Genomic DNA, 22,652 nt, shown 5'->3' on the forward strand with positions numbered 1-22,652 from the left:
ACCGGCTCGCGGACGTCCTCCCGAGGTACGCGAGGTCTCTCTCGTACGACCGGACTAGACCATACCCGCAGTACTTGAATGCACAACCCCTGAACCGGAAACACTTCATCCGGCCCTGCGATTTACGCGACCCTTCCCACAGAACACAATTCATCGGGCATGGCGCACGAATCGGCCGCGGGCAGGCGGGAATTACCCGGCCGCCCGCACCAGCGCGTACGCCTCGCGCAGATCACGTCCCTCGTACGCATACGAGGCCAGCCCGCTGACATGGTGGTCCGCATTCACCGCGACGGACGCGGGGACGGCCGCGAACAGAGCGGTGTCGGACAGGGAATCGCCGTACGCCACGCAGTCGGTCCGTTCCAGTCCGAACCCGGCGCACAGTTCATCCGCAATCCTCACCTTTGCAGACGGGGAAAGTATCCCGTCCGGTTCCACCGGATCCCGAAAAGGCAGCGCGGGCCAGCGCGAGCCGTGCGCGGCGTCCGCTCCCCAGACCGTCAGCCGCTCCACGAAGAAGCCCGGCGACATGGAAATCACCGCGCACCGTTCGCCCCGCGCCCTGATGTCGGCCCATACCTCTTGGATGCCGTCCAGCCACGGAGCGCCGTCGAAGGCCGCCGCGACCACTTCCTCGGTCAGTTCCGACCACAGTTCGCACGCCAGCTCCGCGAAGCGCACCGGCGTCACCTCACGGGTGATGAAGGCACGCTCCAGCTCGGCTATCTCCCGGTCCAGCCCGAGGTGCCGGGATATCTCGATGGAGGCGGCGGAACCGTAGAGCAGCGTCCCGTCCATGTCGAAAAGATGTAGCTTCCCCATACCGGGGAGCCTAGGACGCGGAGTCCCCTTGCGTCCCGTACGTCGCACCACTCACTCACGCAACACGAATCGGGCACGGACCGCGCACAGCCCAGCCACGCACCACACATCCCGTACGCACCGCACTGCCTCGCACGCCCGCCCCGTCACGTACACGCCACCCACCTCGTACGCACCAGCCACCCTCGCCTACTCAGCCCCGAGTACGACCGGATACTCCCGCCGTCAGATGCCGAGCGGCCCACCGGACGCGACCGTGCACCCCATGAAGCAGCTCAGCCGGCCCGCGCGCCGGGCCCATCTGGTCGTGCACGTCGCGGTCTCCGTCGGCTGGCTCGGGCTCACGCTCGGCCTGCTCACGCTCAGCGTGACCGGATACGCCTCGGGATCGCCGGACACCACCGTGGCCGCCTATCGGGCCATGAAGATCTTCAGCGACTGGCTGCTCCTACCGGTGGCGCTGTTGACGCTGGTCAGCGGGCTGATCGTCTCGTTGGGCACGCCTTGGGGCCTGGCCCGCCACCGCTGGATCGTCGTCAAGTTCTGGCTGACCCTGGCGACCGTTGTGCTGACGGCCTTCTCCCTGCGCCCGGGGATCGACCGGCTCGCCGCCGACGCCGTGGCCGGCACCCCGGACACCGGGTTGAGCATGGTGGCCGCCCCTTCCGTTGCCACGGCCACGTACTTCTTCGTCACCGCGATCTCCGTACTCAAGCCGTGGGGCCCCACCAAACGCGACAGCCGACTGCGCGCCGCGCAGTCGGCCGAGGTCCGCGAACGGGCACGTAAGCGCCCGAGTGGAGCCGTCAGTTGAGGCCCGCCGCCTCGATGGCGGTCCGGGCGATGCGGTCGTCCTGCTCCGGGGCGCCGCCGCCGACGCCGATGGCGCCGATCAGCCGCCCGTCCCGGTGGACGGGCACGCCACCCGCGATGAACAGCAGCGGACGGTCGAGCGCCGTGGGCAGGGTGTGGAAGAGGCCGTCGGGCCGTACGGCGTCGACGAGGTCGGCGGTCGGCGCGTCCAGCTGCAGGGCGGTGTACGCCTTGCGGGTGCTGGTCTCGCCGGAGATCAGCACGGCGGTGTCGTCGCGACGGAAGCCGAGCAGGTGGCCACCCGCGTCCAGGACGGTGACGCTGCCCCGCACGCCGAGGTCGTCGGCCGCGCGGCGGGCGGCGTCGATAAGGGCGTCCGCGTCGCGAGTGGTGAGGGGGCGAACGGAGGGGGTGGTGCTCATGAGTGGTGCTCCTAGGTGAACGGGTGGTGCTTGTCCGTGGTTCCGAGCGGTTGCCAGGGGCGCGGCTCGGAAGTCTTGATGGGTGTGGGGCCGAGGATCGGGCTGGTCGACCCGGGAGTTGGGTGGCTGGCCGGACCGGTGCGTAGGTGCCGTAACCGGCCGGGCTCAGCCGCGTACCGCCGCCGCAGCCCCTTCTTCGACGCCTCCCGCGCCACTGCCGGCCCCCGTGGCCACAATCCGGCCATTACGGGCGTCCAGGCCATCCGAACCGCCCCGGCTCGCCCTCCGCTCCAGCGCCCCGGCAACGACCGCGACACCCAGCGCCAGGACGGTCATCCCCACGCCGACCCAGTTGGGCGCGGTCAGCCCGAGACCGGCCGCGATGACGATCCCGCCCAGCCAGGCGGCCAGCGCGTTGCCGAAGTTGAAGGCCGCGATGTTGCCGACCGAGGCCAGCGTGGGCGCGGCCGACGCCTGGTCCATGATCCGCTTCTGCAGCGGCGGTACGGTCGCGAAGCCGAAGGCACCGATGAGGGCGATGGTGACGGTCGCGAGGGCCTTGTGGTGCGCGACGAGGCTGAACGCGGCCAGCGAGAGCGCCAGCCCGACCAGGGACACGTACAGCATCGGCATCATGTAGCGGTCGGTGAACCGACCCGAGATCAGGTTGCCGGCCACCATGCCCAGGCCGAAGACGGCGGTGAGCCAGATGACGGACGACGCCGCGAAGCCGGTGACCTCGGTCATCATCGAGGCGAGGTAGGTGACGGCCGCGAAGACGCCGCCGAAGCCGAGGACGGTCATCAGCATCGCGAGCCCGACCTGCGGGTTGCGGAAGGCCGCGATCTCCTGGCCCATCGGCGCCGCTGCCCGGACGCGCTGCGCGGGCACCAGCTTGGCGACGCCGAGCAGGCCGAGCACACCCAGGACGGCGATGGCGACGAAGGTGGCGCGCCAGTTGATCTGCTGGGCGAGCAGGGTGCCGGTCGGTACGCCCACGACGTTGGCGACGGTCAGTCCGGCGAACATCATCGAGATGGCGCCGGCCCGCTTGTGCGGGGCGACGAGGTCCGCGGCCACCAGTGATCCGATGCCGAAGAACGCGCCGTGGGCGAAGGACGAAACGATCCGCCCGGCGAGCATCACCGGGAAGGCCGGAGCCACGGCGGTGAGCAGGTTTCCCACCACGAACAGTCCCATCAGCAGCATCAGCATCTGCTTGCGGGTCATCCGGGTGCCGAGAACGGTCATCAGCGGGGCGCCGACGACCACGCCGAGCGCATAGAGCGTGGTCGCGTACCCGGCCAGCGGTATGGAGACGCCGAAGCCGGCGGCCACGTCGGGCAGCAGCCCCATCACCGCGAACTCGGTCATCCCGATCCCGAAGGCGCCGATGGTCAGCGCCAGGAGGGCGAGAGGCATGACGGATCCCTTCAAACGATTGCAGCCAGCCTTAACAAGCGTCGACAATAATTGCAGACGCTGGTTACTCGCAAGCGCGGGCTATTTCGTTCGTGTCCTATCCTGGTTCGTACGACCTGTAAGGAGGTCCCTCGATGACGCAGCAGACCCGGCAGGCACCGAAGCAGGACCGGCAGCGGACACAGCAGTCGGAGCGGCGGGACCGGCAGGCAAGTCAGGAGCGGACGGCGGACGGCCCCACGGACACGGCCCGGGGCTGCCCCACCGGTCCCGGAACCGCCCCGGCCCTCGCCCAGGGCTGGTGCGCCCTCTCCGCCCTGCACGGGCGTATCGAGTCGCACATCGAGCGCGCGCTCCAGGCCCGGCACGACCTCAGCGTCCGGGAATTCTCCGTTCTGAACGTGCTCAGCGAGCAGCACGACGGGCCCGGCGGCCACCTGCGCATGCACCAGGTCGCGGACTCCGTCGTCCTCAGCCAGAGCGCCACGACCCGCCTGGTCACCCGGCTGGAAGAGCGCCGCCTGCTCTCCCGCTACCTGTGCCCCGACGACCGGCGCGGCATCTACACCAACGTCACCGACGAGGGCCGCCAACTGCTCGAAGAGGCCCGGCCGACGCACGACGCGGCACTGCGCGAAGCCCTCCAGGACGCCGCGAAACGACCCGAACTGGCTCCCCTGGTGACGGCGGTGGAAACCCTCGCTCCGCACGCCTGAACGGGGGTCGTAGGGTCCCGGCATGAGCGAATTCGAGATCCGCCGGGCGAGTGAGGACGACCTTCCCGCCATCGTCGCGATGCTGGCCGACGACCCACTGGGCGCCGCCCGCGAGACGCCGGACGACCTGACGCCGTACCGCACGGCGTACGAGCAGCTGGCCGCCGACCCCAACCAGCACCTGGTCGTCGCCGTCCGCGACGGCCGGCCGGTGGGAACGCTCCAGCTCACGGTCGTTCCGGGGCTGTCCCGGCGCGGCAGCAGCCGTTCGATCATCGAGGCGGTACGCGTCCACTCCGACGAGCGCGGCAACGGCCTCGGCACTCGCCTGATCGAGTGGGCGGTCGAGGAGTCGCGCACGCTCGGCTGCCGGCTGGTACAGCTCACCTCCGACGCGACGCGCATCGACGCGCACCGTTTCTATGAGCGCCTCGGCTTCGAGGCGTCCCACCTGGGGTTCAAGCTTCAGCTCTGACCTGGGGTTTTGCCGTGTCCGGAACTGCCGCCGGTCGGCGCTCCTGCCGTACCGGCGGGCACGCCTTCGGGCACTTCTTGAGCGTTGTCCGGCACGCGTCGGGTGCCTGCTGATCTCCCGACGGGTGCGTTGATCACCCGGCGGTTGCCTGGGCTCGACCCTTCGCACTCGCCGGAGATGTCCCGGCCCTGAGGCCCGGCTCTTGGGCGCTTCAGCTGCCCGTCAGCCGCTCCGACCGCTTCCCTCACGCGTACGTGCACGGGCTCTAACCCGGTGCGCCTTCTGCCGACATGCTCCACCGCAGTACCTGGCAGGACGTCCCGTACGAGCCAGGGGAACCGGCCCTTCACACACCTCGCACAGCGTTTCGTTACGACCCGGCGCCTGTCGAGGCAGTTTCGTCACGCCCTTACGCTCGCGGAGCCCATCGCACATCAAGGCCGTCATGCGGCCCTGCGGCGCCCCCGACGCAGCACGACGCTGTTCCATCGACAGGCAGCCGACCAGCAGCTCCCAGACATCGTCGAGACCGACGTCTTTCCTTACGCCGCCTGCCTCTTGGGCCCGTACGAGCAAGACCTCCAGCGCTTCTCCGAAGTCCCGCGCAGCCTGCGGTGAAGGCTCATACGCGCCCTCGCCGGCAGCCTCCAGCGCGTCGCACAGCGCCTTGTTCCGCGAGGCAACGCGTACCACCGATGCGAGGAATCGAAAGAAGACACCCACCGGGTCTTCGACATGCGCCAAGTCCCGTGCAGTGTCTGTGAACAGCTGCACCCGGTCGGCGACCGTCGCCCTGAACAGGGCGTCTTTCGAAGGGAAATGGCGGTAGACGGTACCCGCGCCGACGCCGGCCCGCCGCGCGATCTCCCCGAGCGGCACCCCCAACCCCTGTTCCTCGAAGGCCGATCGGGCCGCTTGCAGGACCAGCGCCCTGTTGCGCCGCGCGTCCGCCCGCGCAGGCGCGAGCTCCTCGCTCGCCACCGCTGAGCCTCCTCGGAACCAGTGATTGCCGGGTCGAGCGTTCCGTACGTTCAACCGGGTTGATCGTTCCGATTCTATGGCAGCCTCAAACCATGATCCATAAAGGGCTTCCGTTGCAGGTGGCCAACCCGACTCGCATCCGTGTCAGCGGCCCCTCCGAGGGCATGCAGAACGCACTCAGGGGCTGCTCAGCGCCCAGCCTGACCCCGGCACCGCCGAACCGCCACCGGAGTACGACCAAACGGAGGAGGCCCGCCGCGCCCCCGGAGATGCGGACGCGACACAGCCCGCCGACGTGCGCCTACTCGCCTACGCGCCCGCCCACCCATGGCGCCCAACTCCGCACCTGCGCACGCATTTTGAGTATTGGGCGGTCACTGCAGCGCTGTTTCACGTGAAACGCGGCCGAGCACCAAAGAAACAAGGGGTGCCGTTTCACGTGAAACGGCACCCCTGACGCGCTCTCGCGCGCTCCGGCTCCCGGCGCTAGCCGGGAACCTCGATCCGAGCCTCAGCCGGCCATGACCTCGTCCCACGCCGCACCGGCCGCCGCGGCCGCCCCGTCGCCATCCACCGTCACGCCGAGCACGCGCAGTCCCGCAGCCAGCGCCGCGAGGGACGCCAGCACCACGCCCCGCTCCGCGGCCCTGCCGTAGTGGTTGACGCGGATCATTTCCTTGGCGAGGGCGCCCGCGGCGGCCTGCACAGGCACTGCGACCGGGCCATCGGCCGCGTCGAGCGCAGCGGCGACGATCTCACGGGCGTCCGTGTCGGAGGGTGCGCGCAGCGTCGTGGCCACCGGCGCCGCGTCCTCGTCCCGGAGAACGTACGGGGACAGCGCGCCGAGCGCCCGTACACCGGACCGTACGGCCGCGGCAGCCGCCCGGTGCCTGGTGATGGCCGCGTCGAGCCCTTCCGCGTCGACACGGTCCACGGCCTGCTCCAGAGCCAGCATCTCCAGCTGCGCCGGCGCGTGCGGCAGCGCGGTGCGGCCCCCGTCGATCCAGCGCTCCTTCCAGTCCAGAAGGGACAGGTAGGAGCGGCGGGGTGCCTGCTCATTGGCTGCGATGCGCTCCCAGGCACGGGCGCTCACGGATACGGCGGACACACCGGCCGGGCCGGCCAGGGCCTTCTGCCCGCCGATCACACAGAGGTCCACGCCCCACTCATCGGTGAGCAGCGGTTCGGCGCCCACCGAGGCGACCGCGTCCAGCATCAGCAACGCGCCGTGCTCCCGTACGACGGCGCCGATCTCGGCGACGGGGTTGGTGTTGCCGGTCGCCGCCTCGGCGTGCACCAGGCTCACGAAGTCGATGGCTGGATGTTCGCGCAGCGCCTCGGCCACCTGCTCCGGGCGTACGGCACCCGTGAACGGCGCACTGATCGTGACGACCTCTGCACCGCAGGACCGCAGCCACCCGCCGAAGGTCTCGCCATACGGGCCGGTCACGATGTTGAGCGCGGTGCTGCCGGGGCCGACGGCGGAACGGATGCACGCTTCCAGGGGTAGCAGGGCCTCGCCCTGCGTGGCCACCACATCGGCGCGGGTCCGCATCAGTGCCGCGACCTTGTCCTCGATCCGCGCGAAGTGTCCGGCGGTGAGCGGCGGCAGGTCGAGCAGGTCCGGGGCGTCGGAGGTCGTGTTCACGGCGGTCGTGTCAGTCACGGTGGCCTTCCAGCGGTAGCGGGCCGCGGTGCGGCGGCTCCTGATATATGGCTCGACTGTACGTCCGGGGCGGTCGCCCTTGCCGTACGGGCTTGATCACCGCCCTTACGGCCTGCAGACGCTCTTTCCTCCTGTCGGGCCTGCTTCTCACTCCTGTCAGGCCACCCCGCCGTGACGGCTCACCAGGGGCGGGCCCGGCGCAGCCGTCAGCGTCCGCGCCACCCCTCGGCGTCCACGCCACCCGGTACCGGTCCGGCAGGCGCGTACGGGCCCCGGGTGAAGACGAAGGTGCCCAGGTCCAGGTGGCTCACCGAGCCGTCGGCTTCGTCCCGCACGACACGCAGCGTCTCGCCCGCGAAGTAGCCGTCGAGCCCGGTCCACGTACCGTCGGACTCCGCACGGAACCGCGAGGCACGTCCGCCCGGCCCCGACATCAGCGAGATCTCCAGGCCCCGGTCGGCCCGCAGCCGCAGCACGTACGGGTGCGCACCCCAGTACCAGGGCCCGGTGAGGGCCAGCAGGTCGTCGTCCAGCGGCCCGGCCAGCGGACGCCACGGCTCGGGGATCCGCGGCTCCCGATCCGCGACGATCCCGGCGAGGTCCGCCGCGATGGCGCTGATCGCGGGCCCCGACGTGCAGTTCGTCAGAGCGATACCGGCAACGTCCTCCGCCGCGTCGATCCAGAGGGAGGCCAGGAAGCCGGGCATCGAGCCGGAGTGGCCGAACAGCAGGCGGCCGTTGCGCCGTGCGAGCTGGATGCCGAGCCCGAAGCCGTCGTCCCACTCCATGCCCTCGGGCGGTACGGCCGGCGTGCGCATCTCGGCCAGGGTCGCGGCGCCGAGCACCCGGCTGTCCCCGTGCGTCAGAAATGCCGCCCACCGTCCCAGGTCCTCCACCGTGGACCACAGCTGTCCGGCCGGGCCCATCAGCCCGGTGTCCTCGGCGGGCTCCGGCAGCAGTACGTCCGCCCACGGGTGCACCGCCCAGCCGTCGGCGTACGGGGCCTGTGGGAGGAGGGACGTACGGCGCATGCCCAGTGGCTCCAGCACCTCACGGCGCAGTACCTCGCCCCAGGGCTGTCCGCCCCGCTTCTGCTCGACGAGCGAGCCCAGCAGGGCGTATGCCGGATTGGAGTAGTGGAAGCGCCGCCCGGCGGGCAGCCGACGGGGATTCTCTCCGAAGAGGTCACCGGGCCTCTGCCGCAACGAGCCGGGCGTCCGTTCCCACCACGGGCCCCGCGCTTCCGCCGCCAGCCCGGAGCTGTGCGAAAGCAGCTGGGCGATCGTCACATCGGGGTCCGGGCTGCCGGACAGGTGCTCGCCGAGCCGGTCTTCCAGCGTCAGCAGCCCTTCGTCGCGCAGCCGCATCACCAGCACGGCGACGAACGTCTTGGTGATCGACCCGATCCGGTACTGAACGTCCACTTCACCGGCGCCGTCAGAAGCGGAACTGTCGCGGGCCCCTGTCCACGCCATCTGCCCGCCCCGTACGACCGCCCCCGTCATCGACGGCGCGCGCCCCTCCGCCTGGCCGACGGCCAGGCGCCGGAACAGCGCCCGCCGCGTCTCCGGCAACAACTCTCCGAATTGCTCCGCACCACGCTTCCCCGAACCACTCGCCGCTTCGGACGACACCAACCCCTGGGCCATGTGGGGCGATTCCGCGCTCATGGCACTCCTCGACAGCTCATCAACGATCACGGGCATAGAACGAGCCCATCCCATCACCCTCCCCGCCGGAACCGTCCCGGAATTCCGAGCAGAGCCGGCCGGAGCCCGCTCTCGTGATCAGCGCCTTCAAGCACTACGGTCTTCGGCATGACGAGCCCGGCCGGCACCGGACCGGGCCGGACGGGGGAGGGAAATGCGGATCGGAGAACTCGCCGAGCGGGCCGGGACAACTACCCGAACCCTGCGGTACTACGAAGCGCGCGGCCTGTTGCACGCCGAACGTACGCCGAACGGCCACCGCACCTACAGCGAATCCGACCTGCGGCTTCTCCAGCAGATCCGCATGCTGCAACGCTTCGGCTTCGAGCTGGAGGAGACCCGGCCCTTCGTGGAGTGCCTGCGCGCCGGTCACCCGGCCGGGGATTCCTGTCCCGCTTTGCTCCAGGTGTACCGCCGCAAGATCGCCGAGCTGGACGCCTGTATCGCCCGGCTCCAGGACGTACGGGAGCAGGTCGGCGACCAGTTGTCCCGCGCCGAACAGGCCCTCGGCGAGTTGGCCAACGCCTCCGCTCAGCCCGGCGGCCCCCACCCGCGGTGCGAGCTGTCATCACCCGATGTCTGATCCCGCCCTACCGGCTCCGGCCCCGTGGCCGGGCCCGGCCTCATGCAGAGCCAGGCACCCCACGCCCCAGCACGCCTCATCCGGCCACCGACATCCTGTCCTCCTCCGCCAACGCCGCGATGGCCGTTCCCAAAACGGCTTGTTCGTCCGCCGGGAGCCACCGCGCCGCATGCACCATGTGCAGCGCCGAGCGGAGCCGTACCCGGTCCTCTTCGGTCCCCAGGTCGCCCAGATACGCGGGAAGGATCAACCCCAGCGCCTTCAGCTCGTTCCGTGCACACAGCCTGGCCAGCAGGCCGGACAGCAAGCCGGTCGGCGACTCGCTCACCGGCTCTGTCCCCTCCCGGCACCCGGACGCATCACCGGCCGCCGACGGACCAGCCGTCTCCCGCAGCCCCTCCGCGATCGCGAACCGGTTCCACACCCCGTACTCCCCTTCGGGAAGGTCCCGCACCCGCTCGGCAGCCCGCACGAAGTACGCGTGTGCCCTGGCCATATCGCCCAGCTCGCGGTGCGCGCGGCCCATGTTCACGTACAGGGACGCGTAGAAGCCGCGTACGCGCTCGTCGCCCACCCGGTCGGCGCGGTCCAGGCACTCCTGGTTCCATCGCAGCGTGTCCTCCGGCGTGGCCTGGTGTCGGGCCACGTAATGGGCGGCTACGCAGGCTTCGTAGTCGTCGGACGCGTCCTCCCAGGCCCGCAGAAAAAGCCGTCGCGCCTCGTCCTCCTCGCCCCGTGCCTCGGCGCCCATGCCCCGTACGCATAGCCGCACCACGTGGTTGTCCGGGTCCACGACCTCTCTCCCCTCACTCCGTTTCACGTGAAACACGCTCCCGCACCGGCATCACCAAGGTGGTGAAGCTGCCTTGATCAGCGGAGCGCACGACAACCGGGGCCGTCCCGGAAGCGATTTCCAGCAACACGTCGGGGCCCACGCCCGCGTCCAGAGCAGGTACGAGCACCGCCGGGTCGAAGGCCACCCGCAGAGTCGGGCCCGTACACACCGCGCTCACCGTGACCAGGCTGCCGCCGCCCCCGCTGATGACCGCCTCCTGCGCTCCGGGCCGCGTGGTGAGCGCAGCGCCCTTCTCCCGCTCGGCGAACGCCGCACGCAGCACCGCCCGGCCCACGATGACCCGATGCCGTACGTCGTCCAGCCCCTCCAGCACCAGCCGGTAGTCGGGGTACTCCGCCGTCCTCCCTACGAACGCACGCCGCTCCCCGTCCTCCCCGACCAGGCACCCACCATCGCCGTACACCTCGACATCGACGTACTGCTGCCGCAACGCCCAGGTCGCCAGGTCCGCCAGCTCCGCGGCGTCGACGAGCACCCGGCACGGGCCCCCGCCCGCCGTCCTGGCCCGGAGCACGCGGACCGCGAGCCGATACCGATCGGTGGCGACCAGCCGGAGTTCCTCGTCATCGACTTCGATCAGCACACACCCGAGGACGGGGAACTCCGCACGCGTCCCGGCGTCCGCCACCGCGGGCCCCACCTGCCGTACCGCACTGGCCAGCTCCGCGCCCCCGACGACGGCCCGCCCCAGGGGCTGCTCCGGTGCTTTCATCGGAAGATCACGGAGTAGCCCTTCCACCAGCGCCCGCGCGGTGTCCGCCGTCCGTCGCGTCCGCTCCAGGTGCGCGCGGAGCACCGTACGGGCTTCCGCTTCACCACCGTCGAGCACGACCCTGACGTCCGCCAGTGGCAGCCCCGCCTCACGCAGCCGACGCAGAAGCACGCCCCGGCCGTCCTGCCCGGCCCCATAAAACCGGTACCCGCTCGCCGGATCGACCCTGGCGGGCCGCAGGACACCGCAGTCGTCGTAGAAACGCAGTGCGCTGGGAGTCAGCCCCACCCGCCGCGCGAACGCCCCGATGCCCAGCAGTTCCTCGCTCTCGTCCATGCACGCGATTGTCGAGCTTCGAGCAACCTGAAGGTCAAAGCCGCCGACGGGTCAGCGCCCCTCGATCACCTGCCGGGATATCCGCCGAGCCTGCTCCGGTCCCGGTCACGCAACAGCTCGTACTCATCCCAGCGCGGAGCCGGCCGGCCTGCGGGCGTTGCACGGCCCGGCCCTCGGCCACCACCTGCCCAAGCCGGAACTGCTCCCGGGTGAGGTCGACCTCGATGCCGCTGGGGAACCGGTTCCACCAGTGGTGACCCTGCTGGTCCCCGTCGAGGTGCACCTCACCGACCATGAGTTCACCGCCGAAGAAGTCGTGCACGACGAGCGCGGTGATGTCGCAATGCCCCATGGACGGGTTGTCACTGGTCCAGCCGCCCCGGGCCAGGTCGTCGGGGGAGCACGTATCGGCGGCCCAACTCGCGCGCAGCGCTTCGGTGATGCCGGTCAGGGTCAAAGGAATCATGCCGCGCAGTCTGACGGGGGCCACTGACAATCGGGCGGTACGTCGGTCGACCACCGCAGTGGGAAGGCGGCCCACCGATCACGACAGCCCCAGCAACTCGGCCAGATTCCCACCCAGCACCCGCTCGCGGATCTCCCCGGGCAGCGTGACCCGTTCCACCGTCGTTCGGGCGACGACCGGGTCACCGTAGGGAGCATCCGAGCCGAAGAGGGCCCGGGTGGGCAGTTCGCGGATCGCGAAGCGGACCGCGAAGATCAGGTGGGCTGTGGAGAGCTCCAGGTAGATGCTGGGCGTGGCCTGGGCGAGTTCGATCACCCGCATCCAGTTGCTCCCGCCCAGTTGGCTGATCACCAACGGCACCTTCGGGTAGCGGGCGCCCAGGCCGGCCAGGGTGCTCAGGTCCGCCGCGCTCGTGGGGGCGTACCCGTGCACAACGACCGGAAGCCCGTGGTGGTCGGCCGCCGCTCGAAGCACCGGTTCCACCAGCGCCGCCTGGCCCGGCGGCGGGGTGAGCTCACCGATGCCGTACAGCCCTCGGCCCATCACCTCACGTTCCACCCAGGCCGCGGTCTCGTCAGCAGTACGCCCCAAGGGAACGGACCCGAAGCCCAGGAAGCGCGTCGGCTGAGCAGCCAGTGCCGCGTCCAGTTCCTGCCACGCCTTGACGTATCCGTCGTCTCCAGCCGCCTCCGATCCGCCGGCGGATCCCCCGGCCAACGCCCGGTCCAGCACGCTCATCTCATGGCGGAGGGACACGAGGTCCGTCGCTCGTTCGGGATGCGGACGAGTGGGGAAGAGGACCGTACGGTCCACCCCCGCGTCGTCCAACGCGGACAGGTGGATGTCGAGCGGGTCGTGGACATGGCTGTGGCCGTCGATGATCACGCGGGCGCCTTCCGGTGGTACGAGCCGCCCGCGGAATGCGGGCCGGCGCGGTCAGTGTTGATCCCTGACACGGTGGGAAGGTCAAGCGAGGGGGACGGGCCGTGCTGATCGGGGAGTTGGCCGAGCGGTCCGGGACCAGCGAACGGCTGCTGCGCTACTACGAGCGGGCGGGCCTACTGCGCCCCGAGCGTCTGGCCAATGGCTACCGGGACTACGCCGAATCCGACGTCGCCGCCGTACAGCGCGTCCGCGCGCTCCTCGCCGCCGGGCTCCCCACCCGCATCATCCGCCAGGTACTGCCCTGCACGACCGGCACCGCCGCCGTACACCCCTGCCCCGGGGTGCTCGACGCTCTCCACGACCAACTACGCGCTCTCGACCGTCAATTCACCGCCCTCGCCGCTGCCCGTCAGGCGCTGCGCGAGACCATCGACGAGACAACGGCGCGACAGGCGGCGATGCCCACGGACGGCGAGCCGCCTGCATCACGTACGGGTACTCCTCACTCCCCCTCACCCGCCCCCTCCGAAAGCAACGGAAACAACCGGGTGATGAGCGCCACCGGCCGGGCACCGTCCGGCCGGGCCAGCGGGCGCTGCTCGCGGTCCTGATACGGGGCGAGTGCCCGTCGGACGGCATCGGCGACCCGGCGCATCTCTTCGGGCGTCAGGTAGGCGACGGCGCTGAAGGCTTCGTCGTGGCGCCATTCGGCCGGTGCTCGGTCGCGTTGGGTGAGCCACCGCTGCCAGCTCTCGTCCTCCAGGCCGCGAGCCAGGTTCCCGAACGCTTCCTCCTCGGACGTACCGGGGGCGGAGTCGCGCCGCGTCAGGCGCCATGGGCGTGCGCGACCCCCGCGGTGCGGGGCTTCCTCGATGAGGCCGTGGCGTGCGAGTTGCCGAAGGTGAAACGAGCAGAGACCGGAGCTGTAGCCCAGCCGTGCCGCGGCTTCGGTCGCCGTTACGGTGCCGACTTCCGCCAGCAGTTCCAGCAATGCCGTACGGACCTCGTGCTCGGGCAGCGCGGCGTCGGCAGGCCGCGTCCGGCCAGGGCGTGCGGTGAGATCATCGTCAGTCACTTTGCAAACTCTGCTACTTTGCAAAGCGCCGCGCAAGCACTCCTTGCCTGGAGACAGCAGCCACGGTGACGGCCGCGGCACCTGTGACGTGCGCAGAAGGGGGAGACAGCGATGTCTGTTCGTCACGAGATCACCCGTACCGCTGATCGGCGGGTCCGTGTGCAGGGCCGGCCCGTCGACTCCTATCCCGCCCTGTCCCCGGAGGCGGAGCGGGGCACGGTGCGTCGGGTCACGGAGGTCGGTGAGGACGTTCTGAGCCGTCCGTGTCAGGAAGTGACCGACTTCGGCTCCGCCGAGTTGTCCACGCTCATAGACGACATGTTCCTGACGATGCATGTGGCCGACGGCGCCGGCCTGGCCGCCAATCAGGTCGGTGTCGACCTGCGGCTGTTCGTGTACGACTGCCCGGACGACGACGGCATCCGCCACGTCGGCCACATCGGCAACCCGGTCCTGGACGTACCCGAACCCGGAAGCCGTCGGCTCATCGACGCATCCGAGGGCTGCCTGTCCGTGCCCGGTGCCACCATGACGGTCCCCCGTACGGACCGTGCCGTCGTCCGCGGTCTCGACAAGGACGGCAACCCCCTCGTCATCGAGGGCACGGGTTACTTCGCGCGGTGCCTGCAGCACGAGACCGACCACCTTCTCGGCCACACGTATCTCGACCGGCTGTCCAAGCGGGACCGCAAGGAAGCGCTGCGGCAGATGGCAGACCGTCGCGAAGAGGTCTTCGCGCGACGCGAGCGGAAGGCCGCCCGTCTGACTCGCGGGTGACGTTCACAGAGTGATCGTCATCGCGCCGTAGGCCCACAACGAGTTCGAGCGGCTCGTCTTCGGAAGCGGCCGGCGTCGCCTTTCACACGCCTCCGGCCACGGCCAACCTCGCCCTTGACGACCGCTCGCAGCAGGTCAGGCGGCTTCCCAGGCCGCCTCGATCATCCGGAAGATCTCGTCCACCGCGGCCTGCGGGTCGGCCGCCTCGCGGGCCAGCGCATAGGCGTCGATCACGAACCTCGCGATCGTCCGGCAGGCCGTCGCGGTCTGCGGCAGGCCGGGATCGGCGGCGATGGCCGTGGCCAGCGACTCCGCGTGGCGCAGCCGCATCGACTCCTCGTACTCCCGCAGGGCACGCGACTCGTCGATCATGCGGTAGATCGGCGCGGAACCGTCCGCCGTGCAGTGCCGGACCATGGCCAGGATCTCGCGGCGCAGTGCGGGGATGAGCGGTTCGTGCGGTGCCCGGTCGGTGACCGCCTGCGTCAGACGTTGTTCGAAGTTGTCGTCCTGCTCGAACACCAAAGCCTCTTTCGAGGCGAAATGCGAGAAGAGCGTGGTGACGGCCACGTCGGCCTCGGCGGCCACATCACGGATGCCCACCGCGTCGTACCCGCGTTCCAGGAAGAGCCGCAGAGCGGTGTCGGCGATCTTCTGACGGGTCGCGGCCTTCTTGCGCTCACGGCGTCCGGTCGGCACGGTCATGCCGCTGACACTACCAAATCCAAAGCGGTAGCCGTTTCAAAACGCTAACCGTTAGTGTTACGGTCGGCCGCATGAAGAGAGTGAGCTTCGCCGAGTTCGGCGGTCCCGATGTCCTCCGCCTCGAAGACGCCGAGGAGCCCCATGCGGGGCCCGGGCAGATACGTATCGCCGTGCGGGTGGCGGGCGTGAACCCCATCGACTGGCGGATCCGTGAAGGCCAGTTCCAGAAGACCCGCCCGATCGCGTTGCCCGCCGGAGTCGGGCAGGACGCCGCCGGGGTGGTGGACGAGGTCGGCGAGGGCGTCGAAGGGGTCGAGGCCGGTGACCCCGTGTTCGGGCGGGGCTCGGACACCTATGCCGAATTCGCCGTGCTGTCGGCCTGGGCCCGTATGCCCGAGAACCTGACCTTCGAAGAGGCGGCCGGGTACCCCTCCGTCGTGGAGACCGCGCTGCGCATCATCCGCCAGGTCGGTGTGCAGTCCGGGCAGACGCTGCTGGTCAGCGGCGCGTCCGGGGGAGTCGGGTCGGCGGTGCTGCAGATCGCCCGCGACCGCGGCATCAAGGTGATCGGCACCGCCGGGGCCGCGAACCAGGACTACCTGCGATGCCTGGGCGCCCTCGCCACGACGTACGGCGAGGGCTGGGTCGAGCGGGTACGGGAACTCGGCCGGGTCGACGCGGCGCTCGACCTGGCCGGCTCGGGCGTCATCCGCGAACTGATCGAACTGACCGGGGACCCGCAGAAGGTGGTCTCCATCGCCGATCTCGGCGCACCGCAGCTCGGTGTCCGGTTCTCCGGCGTCACCGGGAACGTGCCGCAGGCCCTCGCCGAGGCCGTCGACCTCATCTCGCGCGGCAAGCTCCACATCCCGGTCGAGAAGTCGTACCCGCTCGCCGAGGCCGCGGCAGCACACATCGACAGCCGGGCCGGCCACTCGCGCGGGCGCCGGGTCATCGTCGTCTGAGCCGTACCCCGCCCGGTCCCACGGCCCGGCAAGCTGCCTTCCTTCCAGCACGCCTGCCGGCCCACCCGGCAGGCGTGCCACACCCAAGGAGCCCCATGCACACTCCTGTCACGATCATCGGAGCCGGCCTCGGCGGCCTCGTCCTGGCCCGCGTCCTGCACCTCCACGGCATCCCGGTCACGGTCTACGAGGCGGATTCCTCCCCGACGTCGCGCTCGCAGGGCGGGATGCTCGACATCCACGACCGCAACGGCCAGCCCGCCCTCCAGGCGGCCGGCCTGATGGACGAGTTCCGCGGCCTCATCCTGGAGGGCCGCCAAGCGATACGGCTCCTCGACCGGAACGGAACCGTCCTGTTCGAAAAGGCCGACGACGGCACGGGCACAAGCCCCGAGGTACAGCGCGGCGAGCTGCGACAGATGCTGCTGAACGCGCTCCCCGACGGCACCGTCCGATGGGGCCACCGGGTCACCGGCGTCCGCGCCCTCACCGAGGGACGCCACGAGGTGGCCTTCGCAGACGGCACCACCGTCGCCACGAACGTGCTGGTCGGCGCGGACGGCGCGTGGTCGCGCGTCCGGCCGTTGCTCTCCGACGCCACACCCGCATACGTCGGCCGGTCCTTCGTCGAGACCTACCTGCACGACGCCGACTCCCGGCACCCGGCCACCGCGAAAGCGGTCGGCGACGGGACGCTCGTCGCGCTCGACCCGGACGGGAACGGGAATTGGCTCGTGGCCCACCGGGAGAAGGGCGGAACCCTCCACGCCTACATCACCCTGGTCAAGCCACAGGACTGGTTCGCCACCATCGATTTCACCGATGCCACCGCGGCCGCCGCGCGGATCGCGGAGGAGTACGACGGCTGGGCACCGGAACTCACCGCCCTGATCACCGCCGGCCGGACCGCGCCGATCCTGCGCCCGCTCCACGCCCTGCCGGTCGGACACCGCTGGGACCGGGTGCCGGGCGTGACCCTGCTCGGCGACGCCGCCCACCTCTCGACGCCCAACGGCGAAGGCGCCGGCCTGGCCATGGAGGACGGCGCCGCACTCGGGAAGGCCCTCGCCGCCCACCCCGACGACATCGAGACCGCCCTCGCCGAGTACGAGCGGGAACTGTTCCCCCGCAGCGCCGCGGCCGCCGCCGCGGTCGCCCACAACCCCACGCCCCAGGAGTTGATCAATTTCTTCACCGTCCAGGAACGGCTGGGCGGCTGACAAGGACGACGAAGTGGGAGAGGCGGTGGCCGGCACCGCCATGGGGGACGAGGTTTTCGACCTCGTCCCCTTCGTGGATCAGGAGGGCGCCGCGGGCAACATCGACACAGCCTCACGCGCCACCGGCCACGCGCGCGGCAAGACCGTCACACCGCGCCCTGACAGCAGTGGGCTCGGTCGCGCTCGCCGCCCACCGCCCAGCATTTCCACTCGAACGAGGTACGGACGCGACCTGCGCGTCTCGACACCACGACGGTTCCGACTGCCATCCGATACCAACGGTGAGGCGCCGTCAGGGAATTCGAGAACCTGAATCAGGTCTGCGCCATGTCCACAAACCGCGAGTAGTGGCCCTGGAACGCCACGGTGATCGTCGCCGTCGGGCCGTTACGGTGCTTGGCCACGATCAGGTCGGCCTCGCCCGCTCGGGGGGACTCCTTCTCGTAGGCGTCCTCACGGTGGAGCAGGATGACCATGTCCGCGTCCTGCTCGATCGAACCGGACTCACGCAGGTCCGAAACCATCGGCTTCTTGTCCGTACGCTGCTCGGGACCACGGTTGAGCTGCGAGAGCGCGATGACCGGCAGCTCCAGCTCCTTGGCCAGCAGCTTGAGGTTACGGGACATGTCCGAGACCTCCTGCTGGCGGCTCTCGGCGCGCTTGGAACCGCCGGACTGCATCAGCTGGAGGTAGTCGATGACCACCAGTTTGAGGTCGTTGCGCTGCTTGAGGCGGCGGCACTTGGCGCGGATCTCCATCATCGACAGGTTCGGCGAGTCGTCGATGTAGAGCGGCGCGGCCGACACGTCCGGCATGCGGCGGGCCAGCCGGGTCCAGTCCTCGTCCGTCATGGAGCCGGACCGCATATGGTGCAGGGCCACCCGCGCCTCGGCGGACAGCAGACGCATCGCGATCTCGTTGCGGCCCATTTCGAGCGAGAAGATGACGCTCGGCAGATTGCTTTTGATCGAACACGCTCGGGCGAAGTCGAGCGCCAGGGTGGACTTACCCATCGCGGGACGCGCCGCGATGACGATCATCTGGCCGGGGTGGAGGCCGTTGGTCAGGGAGTCCAGATCGGTGAAGCCGGTCGGCACGCCGGTCATCTGGCCCTGGCGGGAGCCGATCGCCTCGATCTCGTCGAGCGCGCCCTCCATGATGTCGCCGAGCGGCAGGTAGTCCTCACTGGTGCGCTGCTCGGTGACGGCGTAGATCTCCGCCTGGGCGCCGTTGACGATCTCGTCCACATCGCCGTCGGCCGCGTATCCCATCTGCGTGATGCGCGTGCCGGCCTCGACGAGCCGACGCAGGACCGCCCGTTCGTGAACGATCTCGGCGTAGTACTCGGCGTTCGCCGCCGTCGGTACGGACTGGACCAGGGTGTGCAGGTACGACGCGCCGCCGACCCGCCCGATCTCACCGCGCTTGGTCAGCTCGGCCGCGATCGTGATGGGATCGGCCGGCTCACCCTTCGCGTACAGGTCGAGGATCGCCTGATAGATCAGCTCGTGGGCCGGACGGTAGAAGTCGTGCCCCTTGAGGACCTCGACGACGTCGGCGATGGCGTCCTTGGACAGCAGCATGCCGCCGAGCACGGACTGCTCGGCGTCCAGGTCCTGCGGCGGTACGCGCTCGAAGCCGCCGGAGGCCCAGCCGCCCTCCTCGTCGCCGCGCTCGCGCCGGTCGTCACGGCCACGGCCGCCCTTGCCCTCGCCTCGACGGGAGCGTGCGGCGGGCAGCCGGTCGCTGGGGCCGGTGTCCGCCCAGGGGTCCTCCACGGGCTCGGGCATGCTCACCCCGACACCTCCTCCCGTCCGCAGCGCGGACCTTGCTGTGCTCTTCTTTCTTACGGCACAGCTCTGACAAAACGAGAGGCCCAGCTCCGGTTACGGCGCGTCGAGTTCGGACGGGTTCTCGGACCGGAACAGGGGCCAGGCGCCGGACTACGGTAGGCCCGACGGCACCGTCCGCCAATCTGGTTATCCACAGGCCATGTGGACGATGGACCCGATCCTGTGGAGAAGTGCGCCGATCCTGTGCACGGCACGGGGGACACCGCTGTGGACAAACACACAATCAGCCGACCACAGGCTGCCTGACCTGCACCTTTGTCATCCATAGGCTGTGGGGGAGAAAAACTTCGGGAACCTGTTCATGATCGACCCGAACGCCACGGAGCAGAACGCTCCACCCGGCGCACAGTAAGGATCGCAAGATAGTTGTGCCGCTTACCTGTGGAAGATTAGATTGGCAGCATGACACAGGCCCCCGCGACGCCGCGGCGCACCGACCGCCGCCACGACCGCGAGATCGTCTCGCTCGCCCTGCCCGCCTTCGGCGCGCTCGTCGCGGAGCCCCTCTTCGTCATGGTCGACAGTGCCGTCATCGGGCACCTCGGCACCCGGCAACTCGCCGGGCTCGGCGTCGCCGCCCCGCTGCTGACCACCGCGGTCTCCGTCTTCGTCTTCCTCGCGTACGCCACCACCGCCGCCGTCGCCCGGCGGGTCGGGGCAGGTGACCGTTCCGGCGCCATCCGGCAGGGCGTGGACGGCATCTGGCTCTCGCTCCTGCTGGGTGCGGCCGTCCTGGCCGTCGTCCTACCCACCGCACCCTGGCTCGTCGACGTCTTCGGCGCCTCCGCCACCGCCGCTCCGTACGCCATCACCTACCTGCGCATCAGCGCCCTCGGCATCCCGGCGATGCTCATGGTGCTGGCGGCCACCGGCGTCCTGCGCGGCCTCCAGGACACCAGGACCCCGCTCTACGTCGCCGTCGGCGGGTTCTCCGTCAACGCCGCCCTGAACGTCGGACTGGTCTACGGTGCCGGGCTCGGCATCGCCGGCTCCGCCTGGGGGACCGTCATCGCCCAGTGCGGCATGGCCGCCGTGTACCTGTTCGTCGTCGTACGAGGTGCGCGCCGGCACGGCGCCTCGCTCCGGCCGGACGCCGCCGGCATCCGCGCCTGTGCCCAGGCCGGGGTGCCCCTCCTGGTACGTACGCTCTCGCTGCGCGCCGTCCTGATGATCGCGACCGCCGTCGCCGCCCGCCTCGGTGACGCCGAGGTGGCTGCCCACCAGATCGTCATCACCCTCTGGCAGCTGCTGGCCTTCGCCCTGGACGCCATCGCCATCGCCGGCCAGGCGATCATCGGCCGCTACCTGGGCGCCGACGATGTGGCGGGGGCCAAGGCGGCCTGCCGCCGGATGGTGCAGTGGGGCATCGCCTCCGGCGTGGTGCTCGGCCTGCTCGTGGTGCTCACCCGCCCCCTGTTCATGCCGCTGTTCACCACCGACCCGGCCGTGAAGGACGTGCTGCTGCCCACGCTCCTGGTCGTCGCCGTCACCCAACCGGTCTCCGGCATCGTCTTCGTTCTCGACGGCGTGCTCATGGGCGCCGGCGACGGCCCGTATCTGGCCTGGGCGATGCTGGTGACACTGGCGCTCTTCGCCCCGGCCGCGCTGCTGGTGCCCGTCGCCGGTGGCGGTCTGACCGCCCTGTGGTGGGCCATGGCCCTGATGATGACCGTGCGGATGCTGACATTGTGGACACGTACCCGGTCGGGCCGGTGGATTGTGACCGGAGCCTCGCGTTGAAGACACCCCAAGTAAACCGGCCGTGCCGATAATGACGGTGTGCGCCCGCTTGCCAGGAAAATCGTCCTGCCCCTGACGCTGACCGTCATCGGGGCAGGCGTCATAGTGGGCTACGCCTCGCAGGAAGCCGACACCAGCAGCCGCGGCAGCGGCAGCCTCAGGAGCGGATTCGGCAAATCGGGGCAGGCCGACCACGACCCCCAGGACCAGGATCCGTCCGCCACGGCGCCCGCCGACGACGGCAGCGCGTACACCCCGCGCAGCACCGAGCAGAACGCCCGGGTGGGCGCGATCTTCGAGAAGGACGACACCGGCGATCACTTCTGCACCGCCAGCGTCGTGCAGAGCCCCGGCCGGAACATGCTGATCACCGCGGCGCACTGTGCCTTCGACACCGAGACCGGCCGGCCCGTGGAGGATCTGGTCTTCGCGCCCGACTACCGCGACGGCAAGGAACCGACCGGCCTGTGGAAGGTCAGGAAGGTCGTCGTCGACGACCGCTGGGCCAAGTCCCAGGACGAGGACATGGACGTCGCCTTCCTCGTCCTCGACAGCAAGGACGGCAAGCAGATCCAGGACGTGCTCGGCGGCAACACCCTCGGCATCGATCCCGGCTTCGACAACGATGTGAAGATCACCGGCTACCCCACCAGCAGCGAGACCCCCATCTCCTGCCACAACCGCACGACGAAGTTCAGCGACACGCAGATGCGGATCCAGTGCACCGACTTCGCGGGCGGTACGAGCGGCAGCCCCTGGCTCGCCGACTATGACCCCAAGAGCCACACGGGCACGGTGATCGGCGTACTGGGCGGCCATGAAGGCGGCGGCGACGAGGACGATGTCTCCTACGCCGCGTACTTCGGTGACGAGGTCGCCGACCTCTACAAGCGGGCCCAGGACGAGGCCGAGGGCTGACAGGCACGCGAAAGGGCCGCACCCCGTTTCCGGAGTGCGGCCCTTTCGGCGTGGTGCTACGACCGCTGCGATCAGGCGGCGACGACCTCGACGCCCAGCTTCGCGACGACGTCGGTGTGCAGACGCACGGACACCTGGTGCGAGCCCAGGGTCTTGATCGGCGAGCCGAGCTCGACGCGGCGCTTGTCCACGTCGGGGCCACCGGCAGCCTTGATCGCCGAGGCGACGTCGGCCGGGGTGACGGAGCCGAACAGGCGGCCGGCGTCGCCGGCGCGCACGGCCAGCTTCACCTTGACGCCCTCAAGCTGGCCCTTGACCTCGTTGGCCTGCTCGATCGTGGCGATCTCGCGGATCTTACGACCGCGACGGATCTGCGCGACGTCCTTCTCGCCGCCCTTGGTCCAGCGGATCGCGAAACCACGCGGGACCAGGTAGTTACGGGCGTACCCGTCACGGACGTCGACGACGTCACCAGCGGTGCCGAGGCCGGAGACCTCGTGGGTGAGGATGATCTTCATGTGTCGGTCACCCT

The 22,652-nt window shown here is 70.2% G+C and carries 24 protein-coding genes; 10 read left to right on the forward strand and 14 right to left on the reverse strand.

All coding sequences use genetic code 11. The features are described 5' to 3' along the window. Window positions 1-192: 192 nt before the first annotated feature. Window positions 193-825 carry an HAD family hydrolase gene (locus CP984_RS19355; RefSeq protein WP_030178641.1) on the reverse strand — a complete coding sequence of 211 codons (633 nt, stop codon included), beginning with the start codon at window positions 823-825 and terminating at the stop codon, window positions 193-195. A 265-nt stretch (window positions 826-1,090) separates the two neighbouring features. Between CP984_RS19355 and CP984_RS19360 the strand changes: the two genes are divergently transcribed. Beyond that, a complete protein-coding gene (locus tag CP984_RS19360; RefSeq protein ID WP_032919962.1) occupies window positions 1,091-1,639 on the forward strand; it encodes a hypothetical protein in 549 nt (182 codons plus the stop codon). On the opposite strand, the gene CP984_RS19365 is transcribed toward CP984_RS19360, so the two are convergent. Together CP984_RS19365 and CP984_RS19370 are read right to left on the reverse strand one after the other, a co-directional pair. Further along, window positions 1,632-2,060 carry a GlcG/HbpS family heme-binding protein gene (locus tag CP984_RS19365; protein WP_003978915.1) on the reverse strand — a complete coding sequence of 143 codons (429 nt, stop codon included), beginning with the start codon at window positions 2,058-2,060 and terminating at the stop codon, window positions 1,632-1,634. The genes CP984_RS19360 and CP984_RS19365 overlap by 8 nt on opposite strands. Before the next feature lie 165 nt (window positions 2,061-2,225). Beyond that, on the reverse strand, window positions 2,226-3,482 hold the full coding sequence (locus tag CP984_RS19370; protein ID WP_003978914.1) for an MFS transporter: 1,257 nt from the start codon (window positions 3,480-3,482) through the stop codon (window positions 2,226-2,228). A gap of 134 nt (window positions 3,483-3,616) precedes the next feature. Between CP984_RS19370 and CP984_RS19375 the strand changes: the two genes are divergently transcribed. Next, window positions 3,617-4,198, forward strand: a complete 582-nt coding sequence (locus CP984_RS19375) for a MarR family winged helix-turn-helix transcriptional regulator (RefSeq protein ID WP_003978913.1) — start codon at window positions 3,617-3,619, stop codon at window positions 4,196-4,198. A 22-nt stretch (window positions 4,199-4,220) separates the two neighbouring features. Continuing rightward, on the forward strand, window positions 4,221-4,673 hold the full coding sequence (locus tag CP984_RS19380; protein WP_003978912.1) for a GNAT family N-acetyltransferase: 453 nt from the start codon (window positions 4,221-4,223) through the stop codon (window positions 4,671-4,673). 222 nt (window positions 4,674-4,895) lie between these two features. On the opposite strand, the gene CP984_RS19385 is transcribed toward CP984_RS19380, so the two are convergent. The 3 genes from CP984_RS19385 to CP984_RS19395 all read right to left on the reverse strand — a co-directional run bounded on the left by CP984_RS19385 (window position 4,896) and on the right by CP984_RS19395 (window position 8,894). Then, window positions 4,896-5,654: a TetR/AcrR family transcriptional regulator gene (locus CP984_RS19385; RefSeq protein ID WP_003978911.1), complete on the reverse strand. Its 759-nt coding sequence runs from the start codon at window positions 5,652-5,654 to the stop codon at window positions 4,896-4,898. Between the two features lie 511 nt (window positions 5,655-6,165). Beyond that, the gene (locus tag CP984_RS19390; RefSeq protein WP_003978910.1) at window positions 6,166-7,320 is read right to left on the reverse strand and encodes a pyridoxal-phosphate-dependent aminotransferase family protein; all 1,155 of its coding nucleotides are present in this window, start codon (window positions 7,318-7,320) and stop codon (window positions 6,166-6,168) included. A 206-nt stretch (window positions 7,321-7,526) separates the two neighbouring features. After that, a complete protein-coding gene (locus CP984_RS19395; RefSeq protein WP_003978909.1) occupies window positions 7,527-8,894 on the reverse strand; it encodes a serine hydrolase domain-containing protein in 1,368 nt (455 codons plus the stop codon). Between the two features lie 289 nt (window positions 8,895-9,183). Here CP984_RS19395 and CP984_RS19400 point away from each other — a divergent pair, with 289 nt between their 5' ends. Then, window positions 9,184-9,612: a MerR family transcriptional regulator gene (locus tag CP984_RS19400; RefSeq protein WP_003978908.1), complete on the forward strand. Its 429-nt coding sequence runs from the start codon at window positions 9,184-9,186 to the stop codon at window positions 9,610-9,612. Between the two features lie 76 nt (window positions 9,613-9,688). Here CP984_RS19400 and CP984_RS19405 read toward each other — a convergent pair whose 3' ends face one another. The 4 genes from CP984_RS19405 to CP984_RS19420 form a co-directional block, all read right to left on the reverse strand. Then, on the reverse strand, window positions 9,689-10,405 hold the full coding sequence (locus CP984_RS19405; protein WP_003978907.1) for a hypothetical protein: 717 nt from the start codon (window positions 10,403-10,405) through the stop codon (window positions 9,689-9,691). 13 nt (window positions 10,406-10,418) lie between these two features. After that, window positions 10,419-11,516: a DNA polymerase III subunit beta family protein gene (locus CP984_RS19410; RefSeq protein WP_003978906.1), complete on the reverse strand. Its 1,098-nt coding sequence runs from the start codon at window positions 11,514-11,516 to the stop codon at window positions 10,419-10,421. A 34-nt stretch (window positions 11,517-11,550) separates the two neighbouring features. After that, window positions 11,551-11,982, reverse strand: coding sequence for a YunG family protein (locus tag CP984_RS19415; RefSeq protein WP_003978905.1), 432 nt, complete (start codon window positions 11,980-11,982; stop codon window positions 11,551-11,553). Between the two features lie 78 nt (window positions 11,983-12,060). Then, complete coding sequence (locus CP984_RS19420) at window positions 12,061-12,867, reverse strand: amidohydrolase family protein (protein ID WP_003978904.1); 807 nt, start codon at window positions 12,865-12,867, stop codon at window positions 12,061-12,063. Window positions 12,868-12,968: 101 nt separating this feature from the next. Between CP984_RS19420 and CP984_RS42825 the strand changes: the two genes are divergently transcribed. Next, window positions 12,969-13,478, forward strand: coding sequence for a MerR family transcriptional regulator (locus CP984_RS42825; protein ID WP_003978903.1), 510 nt, complete (start codon window positions 12,969-12,971; stop codon window positions 13,476-13,478). Here CP984_RS42825 and CP984_RS19430 read toward each other — a convergent pair. Further along, window positions 13,370-13,942: a winged helix-turn-helix domain-containing protein gene (locus CP984_RS19430; protein WP_030178656.1), complete on the reverse strand. Its 573-nt coding sequence runs from the start codon at window positions 13,940-13,942 to the stop codon at window positions 13,370-13,372. The two genes, CP984_RS42825 and CP984_RS19430, sit on opposite strands and share 109 nt — an antisense overlap. A 111-nt stretch (window positions 13,943-14,053) precedes the next feature. Here CP984_RS19430 and def point away from each other — a divergent pair, with 111 nt between their 5' ends. After that, window positions 14,054-14,719, forward strand: coding sequence for a peptide deformylase (gene def / locus CP984_RS19435; protein ID WP_003978901.1), 666 nt, complete (start codon window positions 14,054-14,056; stop codon window positions 14,717-14,719). 135 nt (window positions 14,720-14,854) lie between these two features. Here def and CP984_RS19440 read toward each other — a convergent pair whose 3' ends face one another. After that, a complete protein-coding gene (locus tag CP984_RS19440) occupies window positions 14,855-15,424 on the reverse strand; it encodes a TetR/AcrR family transcriptional regulator (protein WP_003978900.1) in 570 nt (189 codons plus the stop codon). Window positions 15,425-15,495: 71 nt separating this feature from the next. Between CP984_RS19440 and CP984_RS19445 the strand changes: the two genes are divergently transcribed. Then, on the forward strand, window positions 15,496-16,389 hold the full coding sequence (locus tag CP984_RS19445; protein WP_030178658.1) for an NADP-dependent oxidoreductase: 894 nt from the start codon (window positions 15,496-15,498) through the stop codon (window positions 16,387-16,389). Window positions 16,390-16,484: 95 nt separating this feature from the next. Then, a complete protein-coding gene (locus CP984_RS19450) occupies window positions 16,485-17,609 on the forward strand; it encodes an FAD-dependent oxidoreductase (RefSeq protein ID WP_003978898.1) in 1,125 nt (374 codons plus the stop codon). Between the two features lie 314 nt (window positions 17,610-17,923). Here CP984_RS19450 and dnaB read toward each other — a convergent pair whose 3' ends face one another. Beyond that, window positions 17,924-19,399 carry a replicative DNA helicase gene (dnaB, locus tag CP984_RS19455; RefSeq protein ID WP_030178660.1) on the reverse strand — a complete coding sequence of 492 codons (1,476 nt, stop codon included), beginning with the start codon at window positions 19,397-19,399 and terminating at the stop codon, window positions 17,924-17,926. Between the two features lie 465 nt (window positions 19,400-19,864). Here dnaB and CP984_RS19460 point away from each other — a divergent pair, with 465 nt between their 5' ends. Together CP984_RS19460 and CP984_RS19465 are read left to right on the forward strand one after the other, a co-directional pair. Beyond that, window positions 19,865-21,202: an MATE family efflux transporter gene (locus CP984_RS19460; protein WP_003978896.1), complete on the forward strand. Its 1,338-nt coding sequence runs from the start codon at window positions 19,865-19,867 to the stop codon at window positions 21,200-21,202. Between the two features lie 39 nt (window positions 21,203-21,241). Next, on the forward strand, window positions 21,242-22,120 hold the full coding sequence (locus CP984_RS19465; RefSeq protein ID WP_030178663.1) for a trypsin-like serine peptidase: 879 nt from the start codon (window positions 21,242-21,244) through the stop codon (window positions 22,118-22,120). Window positions 22,121-22,191: 71 nt separating this feature from the next. On the opposite strand, the gene rplI is transcribed toward CP984_RS19465, so the two are convergent. Further along, window positions 22,192-22,638 (reverse strand): 50S ribosomal protein L9, encoded by a 447-nt coding sequence (rplI, locus tag CP984_RS19470; protein WP_003978894.1) that lies wholly within the window; start codon window positions 22,636-22,638, stop codon window positions 22,192-22,194. Between the last annotated feature and the right edge of the window lie 14 nt (window positions 22,639-22,652).

Origin of the sequence: Streptomyces rimosus, from assembly GCF_008704655.1 — a bacterium.
GTDB classification, from domain to species: domain Bacteria; phylum Actinomycetota; class Actinomycetes; order Streptomycetales; family Streptomycetaceae; genus Streptomyces; species Streptomyces rimosus.

Coding starts and splice junctions, on each gene's coding strand:
- CP984_RS19355 (WP_030178641.1), bottom strand. CDS start 825: ATGGGGAAGCTACATCTTTTCGACATGGACGGGACGCTGCTCTACGGT.
- CP984_RS19360 (WP_032919962.1), top strand. CDS start 1,091: ATGAAGCAGCTCAGCCGGCCCGCGCGCCGGGCCCATCTGGTCGTGCAC.
- CP984_RS19365 (WP_003978915.1), bottom strand. CDS start 2,060: ATGAGCACCACCCCCTCCGTTCGCCCCCTCACCACTCGCGACGCGGAC.
- CP984_RS19370 (WP_003978914.1), bottom strand. CDS start 3,482: ATGCCTCTCGCCCTCCTGGCGCTGACCATCGGCGCCTTCGGGATCGGG.
- CP984_RS19375 (WP_003978913.1), top strand. CDS start 3,617: ATGACGCAGCAGACCCGGCAGGCACCGAAGCAGGACCGGCAGCGGACA.
- CP984_RS19380 (WP_003978912.1), top strand. CDS start 4,221: ATGAGCGAATTCGAGATCCGCCGGGCGAGTGAGGACGACCTTCCCGCC.
- CP984_RS19400 (WP_003978908.1), top strand. CDS start 9,184: ATGCGGATCGGAGAACTCGCCGAGCGGGCCGGGACAACTACCCGAACC.
- CP984_RS19410 (WP_003978906.1), bottom strand. CDS start 11,516: ATGGACGAGAGCGAGGAACTGCTGGGCATCGGGGCGTTCGCGCGGCGG.
- CP984_RS19415 (WP_003978905.1), bottom strand. CDS start 11,982: ATGATTCCTTTGACCCTGACCGGCATCACCGAAGCGCTGCGCGCGAGT.
- def (WP_003978901.1), top strand. CDS start 14,054: ATGTCTGTTCGTCACGAGATCACCCGTACCGCTGATCGGCGGGTCCGT.
- CP984_RS19440 (WP_003978900.1), bottom strand. CDS start 15,424: ATGACCGTGCCGACCGGACGCCGTGAGCGCAAGAAGGCCGCGACCCGT.
- CP984_RS19445 (WP_030178658.1), top strand. CDS start 15,496: ATGAAGAGAGTGAGCTTCGCCGAGTTCGGCGGTCCCGATGTCCTCCGC.
- CP984_RS19450 (WP_003978898.1), top strand. CDS start 16,485: ATGCACACTCCTGTCACGATCATCGGAGCCGGCCTCGGCGGCCTCGTC.
- dnaB (WP_030178660.1), bottom strand. CDS start 19,399: ATGCCCGAGCCCGTGGAGGACCCCTGGGCGGACACCGGCCCCAGCGAC.
- CP984_RS19460 (WP_003978896.1), top strand. CDS start 19,865: ATGACACAGGCCCCCGCGACGCCGCGGCGCACCGACCGCCGCCACGAC.
- rplI (WP_003978894.1), bottom strand. CDS start 22,638: ATGAAGATCATCCTCACCCACGAGGTCTCCGGCCTCGGCACCGCTGGT.